Annotated in this window: 5 protein-coding genes and 1 pseudogene; 2 read left to right on the plus strand and 4 right to left on the minus strand. The window is 66.0% G+C overall.

Annotation, left to right across the window (positions count from 1 at the left end; translation table 11 throughout):
• Positions 1-70: 70 nt before the first annotated feature.
• The 4 genes from CVV68_RS18555 to CVV68_RS18570 all read right to left on the minus strand — a co-directional run bounded on the left by CVV68_RS18555 (position 71) and on the right by CVV68_RS18570 (position 6,891).
• Positions 71-2,080, minus strand: coding sequence for an ABC transporter ATP-binding protein (locus tag CVV68_RS18555; protein WP_110502476.1), 2,010 nt, complete (start codon positions 2,078-2,080; stop codon positions 71-73).
• A complete protein-coding gene (locus CVV68_RS18560; RefSeq protein ID WP_110502477.1) occupies positions 2,077-3,807 on the minus strand; it encodes an ABC transporter ATP-binding protein in 1,731 nt (576 codons plus the stop codon). The genes CVV68_RS18555 and CVV68_RS18560 overlap by 4 nt, the downstream gene beginning before the upstream one ends.
• Before the next feature lie 344 nt (positions 3,808-4,151).
• Positions 4,152-5,723, minus strand: coding sequence for a histidine ammonia-lyase (gene hutH / locus CVV68_RS18565; protein WP_110502478.1), 1,572 nt, complete (start codon positions 5,721-5,723; stop codon positions 4,152-4,154).
• Between the two features lie 373 nt (positions 5,724-6,096).
• Positions 6,097-6,891 (minus strand): IclR family transcriptional regulator, encoded by a 795-nt coding sequence (locus CVV68_RS18570; protein WP_110502479.1) that lies wholly within the window; start codon positions 6,889-6,891, stop codon positions 6,097-6,099.
• 233 nt (positions 6,892-7,124) lie between these two features.
• Between CVV68_RS18570 and CVV68_RS18575 the strand changes: the two genes are divergently transcribed.
• Positions 7,125-8,564: an amino acid permease gene (locus CVV68_RS18575; RefSeq protein ID WP_110502494.1), complete on the plus strand. Its 1,440-nt coding sequence runs from the start codon at positions 7,125-7,127 to the stop codon at positions 8,562-8,564.
• A 177-nt stretch (positions 8,565-8,741) separates the two neighbouring features.
• Positions 8,742-8,964 (plus strand): annotated as a pseudogene (locus tag CVV68_RS18580) (ISL3 family transposase); the annotation flags it as partial.

An 8,964-nucleotide genomic window follows, 5' to 3' on the forward strand; every position in this document is an offset into this window, starting at 1 on the left:
GGGCGGCCTCCGGGCCTCCCTGACGCCGAACTACAAAAAATCCCGGCTCCGCTGCCTGGCCGCCGCAGTGTCAGTGCACCTCGGCCGCGACCTCGTCTTCCAGTTCTTCGCCGCCACGGAACTGGGTCTTGTACAGCGTGTAGTACGCGCCGCGGCGGGCCAGCAACTCTTCGTGCGTGCCGTGCTCGGCAATGTCGCCGTCCTCCATGACGAGGATGGCGTCGGCGTCCCTGATGGTGGAGAGCCGGTGCGCGATGACAAACGACGTCCTGTCGGTGCGCAGGGCCGCCATGGCGTGCTGGACCAGCAGTTCGGTGCGCGTGTCCACACTCGAGGTCGCCTCGTCGAGGATCAGCAGCGACGGGTTGGCAATGAACGCGCGGGCGATGGTGATCAGCTGGCGTTCGCCGGCGGAGACCGTGCCGCCGTCGGCGTCGATGACGGTGTCGTAGCCGTCGGGGAGCTGGCGGACAAACCTGTCCACCATGGTGGCCTTGGCCGCCTCCACGATTTCGCTGTCGGTGGCATCCAGGCGGCCGTAGCGGATGTTCTCCCGGATGGTGCCTTCAAACAGCCACGCGTCCTGCAGGACCATGCCCACCTGGGCCCGCACCTGCTGCCGGGGCAGGGCCCGGGTGTCGATGCCGTCGAGCAGGATCCGCCCGCCCGTGAGCTCGTAGAAGCGCATGACGAGGTTCACCAGGGTGGTCTTGCCGGCACCGGTGGGCCCCACGATTGCTACCGTCTGGCCGGGCTCCACTGTGAAGGACACGTCCCGGATGAGGGGACTCTTGGAGTCGTAGCTAAAGGCGACCTGTTCGAAGGCGACATGCCCATCCGTCTGGGCGGGCAGTTCGGCCGTGACTGTCTCGGCCTCCTGTTCCTCGGCGTCAAGCAGTTCAAAAGTCCGCTCCGCCGAGGCCACGCCGGACTGGATCATGTTCGCAATGCCAGCCATCTCGCCGATGGGCTGGGAGAATTCCCGCGAGTACTGGATGAATGCCGTGGCGTCGCCGAGGGTCATCTGCCCCGTGGCCACCCGCACGCCGCCGACGACCGCGACCAGCACGTAGGAGAGGTAGGAGACGAACTGCATGGCCGGCATGATCATGCCGGAAACGAACTGGGCGCCAAAGGACGCCTTGTAAAGCTTCTCATTGCGCTCATCGAACTCGGCCAGCATCTCCTCGTCGCGGCCGTAGGCGCGGACCAGTTCCAGCCCGGAGAACGTCTCCTCCACATGCCCGTTGAGGGATCCCGTGTTCTTCCACTGCGCGGCGAAAAGTTTTTGCGACCGGGCGCCGATGACGCCGGCGATGATGGCGGAGAGCGGCAGGGCGATTAAGGCGATCAGGGCCAGCTGCCAGGAGACGATGAACATCATGACGCCGATGCCCACGATGGTCAGCGCGGATTGGACCAGCTGCGAGAACGCCTGCTGGAGCGCGGATTGGATGTTGTCGACGTCGTTGGTGACGCGGGACATCGTATCACCCCGCTGCCGGGTGTCGAAATAGCCCAGCGGCAGCCGGTTCAGCTTGCGCTCAATGTCCTCGCGCAGGCGGAAGACCACCCGCATGACGAGGGCGTTGAGCAGGTACCCCTGCAGCCACATGAGTGTCGAGGCGACCATGTACAGGGCCAGCACAATCACGATCAGACGCCTGAGCTGGACAAAGTCGATGCCCTGCCCGGGGACGAGGTGTGACTTGGCGAGCATGTCCGCGAACGCCCCGTTGCCGGCGGCGCGTTGCGCGGCGACGATGGACTCCAGCGGCACGCCCTTGGGAAAACCGGCGGCCAGGACGCCGTTGAAGATGGTGTCCATGGCCGCACCAAGAATTTTGGGTGCAATGACCGTCAGCACTACCGACGCCGCCACCAAGACCACCACCAGGGAGAACTGGCGGCGTTCCGGGCGCAACAACCCTGTCAGCCGCTTGACCGACGGCCAAAAGTGCTTGGCCTTCTTGGCCGGCGCGCCGCCGAACATGTCGCCGTCGGTACTTCTGGGCTCGTAGTCGGTGCCAGCTTCCTCGGCTTGCACCGGTGCCTGTGCCTTGTTCCGCCGCGCCATCATGCAACCCCTTCAACGCTGAGCTGCGACTCGACGATTTCCCGGTACGTTTCGTTGTCCTCGAGCAATTCGTCGTGGGTGCCGGCCCCGACCACCTCGCCGTTGTCCAGCACGATGATGTGGTCGGCTTCGCGAATGGTGGACACCCGCTGGGCGACGATGATCACCGTGGCCCCGCCCGTGGCCCCGTGCAGTGACCGGCGGAGCCTCTCGTCGGTGGTGACGTCCAAGGCGGAAAACGAGTCGTCAAAGAGGAACACGCGGGGGCGGGCGGCCAGGGCTCGGGCAATGCAGAGGCGCTGGCGCTGCCCGCCGGAAACGTTGGTCCCGCCCTGGGCGATGGTCTCGGCCAGGCCCTTGGGCTTGTCTTCCACAAAGTCCTTGGCCTGGGCCACCTCCAGTGCGTTCCAGATGTCCTCGTCGCTGGCCGCGGGCCTGCCGAAGCGGATGTTGGAGGCGATAGTGCCGGAGAAAAGGTAGGGTTTCTGAGGCACCAGCCCCACGAGCGTGGCCAACTGCGGGCGGCTTAGCTCGCTGACGTCCACACCGCCAATGCGCACCGTACCGCTTTGCGGGTCAAAAAGCCGGGGAATCAGGTTCACCAGCGTGGACTTGCCGGAGCCGGTGGACCCGACAATCGCCGTCGTCCGCCCCTCCCCAGCCGTGAAGCTGACACGGTTCAGCACGGGACGTTCGGCCCCGGGGTAGCCGAAGGAGACGTCCTTGAATTCGACGGCGTGGCCCGACGGCGCGTCCGTTCCGCGGGGTACAGCCAGGCTCGGTTCGGTGGACAGCAGGTCATCGAGCCGCTCGGCCGAGACCGCCGCGCGCGGGATCATCATGATCATGAAAACGCCCATCATGACGGCGACCAGGATCTGCAGCAGGTACTGCAGGAACGCCGTCAACGAGCCGATCTGCATCGCTCCGGCGTCCACCCGCTGCCCGCCAAACCAGAGCACCGCGGAGGTGGCCAGGTGCAGGATCATCATGATCAGCGGGAACATCAGCACGAAAAGGTTGCCCACGCGCACAGACACCCGGGTCAGCGAGAGGTTGGCGTCGCGGTAGCGGGCAGCCTCGAACTGTTCCCGCACAAACGCCCGGATCACCCGGATGCCCACGATTTGTTCGCGCAGCACCCCGTTGACGGTGTCGATGCGTTCCTGCATCTCGCGGAACAGGGGCAGCAGCTTCACGACGAGGAAGCCGACCACCACGAAGAGCAGGGGGACTGAGACCCACAGGAGCCACGACAGGGCAAGGTCCTCCCGCAGTGCCATGATGATGCCGCCAATGCACATGATGGGGGTGGAGACCATGAAATTCAGGGCCACCAGCACCAGCATCTGGACCTGCTGGACGTCATTGGTGTTGCGCGTGATCAAAGTTGCCGTGCCAAACCGCGCCACGTCCAGGGCGCCGAGCGCGTTGACCCGGTGATAGACCTCGCGGCGGAGGTCGCGCCCGATGGCCATGGCGGTGCGTGCGCCGAAGTAGATGCCGCCGATCGCCGCGGCGACCTGGATGAAGCAGACCACCACCATGGTGGTGCCCGTGGTCCAGATGAAATCGGTGTTTCCTTTGGACACCCCCTGGTCGATGACCTTGGCGTTGAGGCTGGGGAGGTAAAGGGCGGCGATGGTGGAGATCAGCTGCAGCAGCAGCACGGCAAAAATGGATCCCCAATAGGGCCGTGCATGGCGCAATGCCAGCCGAGCGAGCTTCACAAAATTCCCCAGTTCAAATCAGTGTCGGGCATCCGCCTGACCTGAACATTAAACACGCCCGCCGCCGCTGTGGCAAATGTCACAACAGTGGTTGAGCGTGCGGGCGGTTGTGACTCGTCCAAGCCCGCTGCCGCAGGCGAAGGAGCCGGCGTTTCCGTAGGCCGCGTCAGGGAGGCCGAGGCCGCCCGCGGCCGATTGGCCGCCCGCGGCCGATTGGCCGGAAAGTCCCCAAGCGCTCCCACTGCTCGCAAGCTCGCAGCGGGTCCCTCGCGCTCGTGGGCCCAGCCGCGGGAATGCCGGTCCGCAGCTTGCGTCAGTGAGCCGTCAAGTCCGGGTGCCGGTTTTTAGTTCAGCGGACCCGTGGCCCTTTCAGCTGCGGCGCGGATGGCGCCGGTTCCCACCAGGCGGTCGGCCTCCTCGAGCTCCGGGGACAGGAAACGGTCGCTGCCCGGACCCTGGACCGTTGCGCGAAGCACCTCCAGCACAGCCGCGCCGGCCGGGCCGGGGACCAGTTCGCCGTCGGACATGGACGTGCGCATGTCAATGGCGCGGGTGGCGGTGACCAGCTCGATGGCGAGCACGCGGCGCAGGTTCTCCACGGAACGGCGCAGCTTGCGGGCCGCATGCCAGCCCATGGACACGTGGTCCTCCTGCATGGCGGAGCTGGGGATGGAGTCCACGGAGGCGGGGACGGCCAGGCGCTTGGAGTCGGAGACCAGGCCGGCCTGCGTGTACTGGGCGATCATCAGGCCCGAGTCCACGCCGGGGTCGCCGGCCAGGAACGCGGGCAGGCCATGCGAGCGGGCCGGATCGAGCATCCTGTCGGTGCGGCGCTCGGCAATCGAGGCAACGTCCGCGGAGACGATGGCCAGGAAGTCCAGTACATACGCCACGGGCGCACCGTGGAAGTTGCCGTTGGAGGACACGCGGCCGTCGGGCAGCACCACCGGGTTGTCGATGGCGGCGGCAAGCTCGCGCGTGGCTACCATCAACGCGTGGTCAACGGTGTCGCGGGCGGCGCCGGCCACCTGGGGGGCGCAGCGCAGCGAGTAGGCGTCCTGGACACGGGAGTCGCCCACGCGGTGCGAGGCCACGATGGGCGAGTTGGCGAGCACGCGCAACATGTTGTCGGCGCTCAATGCCTGGCCGGGGTGCGGGCGCAGCTCCATGTGCAGCTCCGGCAGGAATACCTGGTCGGTGCCCAGCAGGCCCTCCACGCTGAGCGCGGCGGTGATGTCCGCCGTCGTCAGCAGCATTTTCAGGTCGGCGATGGCCATGAGCAGCATGCCCAGCATGCCGTCCGTGCCATTGACCAGGGCCAGGCCCTCCTTTTCGGCGAGCTCGATCGGGGTGATGCCGGCCTCGGCGAGCAATTCGGGGACGGGGCGGACCACGCCGTCGGGCCCGGCCGCCTCGCCCTCGCCCATGAGCACCAGCGCACAGTGCGAGAGGGGCGCGAGGTCGCCGGAGCAGCCGAGCGAGCCGAATTCGCGGACCACGGGCGTGATGCCGGCGTTGAGCACGTCCACCATGGTCTGGACGACGACGGGGCGCACGCCGGTGCGGCCGGAGGCGAGCGTCTTGGCGCGCAGGAACATCAGCGCGCGCACCACTTCCCGCTCCACGGCCGGGCCCATGCCGGCGGAATGGGAGCGGATGAGCGACTTTTGCAGCTGCGTGCGCATGTCCTCGGGGATGTGGCGGTTGGCCAGCGCGCCGAAGCCCGTGGAGATGCCGTAGGCCGGGGTTTCGGAGTGCGCGAGCTCGTCGATGTGCGCCCTGACCCGTTCGACGCCGGCCAGCGCCTCCGCGCTGATGGTCACCTTGGCCCCGTGTCGGGCGACGGCGATGACGTCTTCGGGCGTGACGCCGGAGGAGGAGAGGATGATTTCTTCGGACAGGACTGCGGTGGCCATGGCGGTTCCTTTGGCTGTGGGACGGGCTTGCTTTCCACTATTCCGCTTAACGGCGCGGAAATCTGCCCGCCGGAAGCCACGGTGTCCGGGATTCCAGACTGCACGGCCGACGCTCCCTCACATTCGGGGCATCTCCCACCGACGCTCCTTCGCTGGCCTAAAGATCGCCCTTCGACAACCAAAGGTGCGGGACGAAACGTGGCGGGTCTTGCCATCAGGACCCGTTCGACACCCGTTGGCTGGCGGTCCTTTGCCGCCGTACAGGATTCGAAAGTGCAGCTTCTGCGGGTGGATGGAGTTGCTGCTGCAGGATCGTGCGCAAAAACACCCCCGGCTCTGAACGAGCGTTGGGGGGAAGGGACGGGCACCCAGACTATCCCTCGCGGCGGCCGTAAATCCGCACGGACAGCTCGCCGGCCGCCTTCGCGACGCGCCCGGCCAGGGCGGGCCATTCGCCGGCGGGCACCTTTTCGGCCAAAAACGTCACCGCCACAGCGGCCACGGGCCAGCCCAAGTGGTCCGTCACTGCCGCTGCCACGGAGCCAAAGCCTTCGGTGATCTCTCCGTTTTCGGTGGAGTAGCCACGCTGGCGGACCTGCTCAAGGTGGGCCGACAGCGCCGAGTACTTGCCGATGGGGTCAGGCACGTCGGTGCGCGCGCTGAACGCGGCCGCGTTCGGATACAGGGCCCGGACCTGCGACTTGGGCAGCGCCGCCAAAATGGCCCGGCCGCTGGCGGTGAGGTGGCTGGGGAGCCGCACGCCGACGTCGGTCACCAGCGAGGGGCGGTGCTTGGCACGCTCCTCCACGATGTACAGGACATCGCGGCCGTGGAGCACTGCCAGGTGTGCGCTTTCGCCAATCCTGTCCACCAGCGCAGCCAAGAGCGGGCGCCCCAGCCGGGACAGCGGCTCCTGCCTGGAATAGGCACTGCTGAGCTCAAAGGCGGCAATGCCAAGCCCGTAGCGCTGTTCCTCCGGCAGGTGCATGACAAATCCGCTGGCTTCCATGACGCCGAGCAGGTGGTAGACGCTGGAGCGTGGCAGGCCCAGGGTGGTGGCAATGGTGGAGGCGGCGAGCGGGCCGCGCTTGGAGGACAGTAATTTTAAGATGCGCAGCGTGTTGTCCGCCGCGGGAACCTTGGACGGAGTCCGTTCCGTGTTTGCCATTATTCCCTCGCCCGCCGATCTGTCCACTGCCGCACTCTCAACCCTTACCGAAATGGCCAGCGCGCCGGTGCCACTATAGAATAGTCGAGTCTCTAATCCCAGATTACGCGGCATTTCGGTGCGGTCTCCAATCCGAGACAGCAAGGCGCGGTGAGGGCCGTCACAGCAGTTCGGGCGTGATGTGCCCGAACTCACTCCTGGACCGCCAGGCCCCCAACACCAAAGGTTTTTGCATGCAGACCGCAGGCTTCTCGCTGACCCGGGGACTCAATGCCCGCCACATCCGCTTCATGGCCCTGGGCTCCGCCATCGGAACGGGCCTGTTCTACGGCTCCGCCTCGGCCATCCAAAAAGCCGGCCCCTCGGTGCTGCTGGCCTACATCATTGCCGGCGCCGCCGCGTTCATGGTGATGCGGGCCCTGGGCGAGATGGCCGTGCGCCACCCGGTTTCCGGCTCCTTTGGCCAGTACGCGGGCCGCTACCTGGGGCCGCTGGCGGGGTTCATTACCGGCTGGACCTACGTCTTTGAAATGGCAATAGTCGCAATTGCCGACGTCACGGCCTTCAGTATCTACATGGGTTTTTGGTTTCACGAGGTCCCACGCTGGATTTGGGTGCTGGCCATCATCTTCTTCCTGGCTGCCTTGAACCTGCTCAGCGTGAAGGTCTTTGGCGAGCTCGAGTTTTGGTTTTCACTGATCAAGGTTGCGGCCATCATCGCCATGATCACCGGCGGCGCCGCCATCATCGTGTTTGGTTTCCACATGGACGCGGCGCAGGCGGCACCGGGTCTGGGGAACCTGGTGGCGCATGGCGGCTTCCTGCCGAACGGCTGGGGCGGGCTCATGGCCGCATTTGCCGTCGTCATGTTCGCCTTCGGGGGGATCGAGACCATCGGCGTGACGGCCGGGGAGGCCGCCGACCCGGCCAAGTCCATCCCGTCCGCCGTCAACACGGTCCCCGTCCGCATCCTTCTCTTCTACGTACTGACCATTGGCGTGTTGATGAGCCTTCTCCCGTGGAACCTGATCACCGGGGAGACCAGCCCGTTCGTGCAAATCTTCTCCTCGCTGGGCATCCCCGCAGCCGGGCACATCCTCAACGCCGTGGTCATCACCGCCGCGCTCTCCGCCGTGAACAGCGACATCTTCGGCGCCGGACGCATCCTGTTCGGCCTCTCCCAGCAGGGCCACGCACCGGCGGTCTTTGGCAGGATCTCACGCACCGGTGTGCCGTGGATGACCGTGGTCATGATGACCGGCGTGCTGCTGGTGGGCGTGGTGCTCAATGCCGTCATCCCGGAAGAGGTGTTCGTCATTATTGCCTCGATTGCCACCTTTGCCACGGTCTGGGTGTGGGTCATGATCCTGGCCTCGCATATCGCCATGAAACGGGAAATGGCCCGCGGCTCGCTTGCGCCGTCAGCCTTCCCCGTCCCGTTGTGGCCGCTCGCCTCGGCGCTGACCATTGTGTTCATGGGCGCCATTGTGGTGGTCCTCGGTGTCTTCCCGGACACCCGCGTGGCGCTGTGGGTGGGCGGCGCCTGGCTGGTGCTGCTGGTCGTGGCGTTCCAGCTGTGGGTGCGCGGGGACGGACGACGCCGGACCGTCCTTCACGACGAAACGGCACCAGCCGCTGTGGCTGGCAGGGAGGCGACGTCTGTCGGCTCCTAGCCTGCCGAGGCCCGACATTTTTCCGGCGGCTGGAGACTAAAGAGGCTCTTCCGAATCCAGAGTGTAGTCAGGGCTGCCGCGCGTGATTTCCGGGTCGGGGAAGTCGTTTCGGTATAGGTGAGGGCCTTGGTAGAGAATCAGATTGTCTAAGATCTCGTTTTCTACAGCAAGGCCCTCGTGTTCAACGCTACCTTTCAATGCCCTGACTTGACTACTTTTTGCCGCCTTGACGGGCTTGGCTTGGAAGCGACCGGTCAGTTCCTTGCTCCTGATCGTGCCGTGATCGCCTGTCGTGTGGTGGCCACGGATGAATGGTGTCGCAAGTGCGGCGGTGAAGGTATCTCGCGGGACACGGTGACGCGGGAGCTCGGCCATGAACCTTTCGGCTGGCGGCCAACCA

The organism is Arthrobacter livingstonensis, assembly GCF_003219815.1.
Classification (GTDB): Bacteria; Actinomycetota; Actinomycetes; order Actinomycetales; family Micrococcaceae; genus Specibacter; species Specibacter livingstonensis.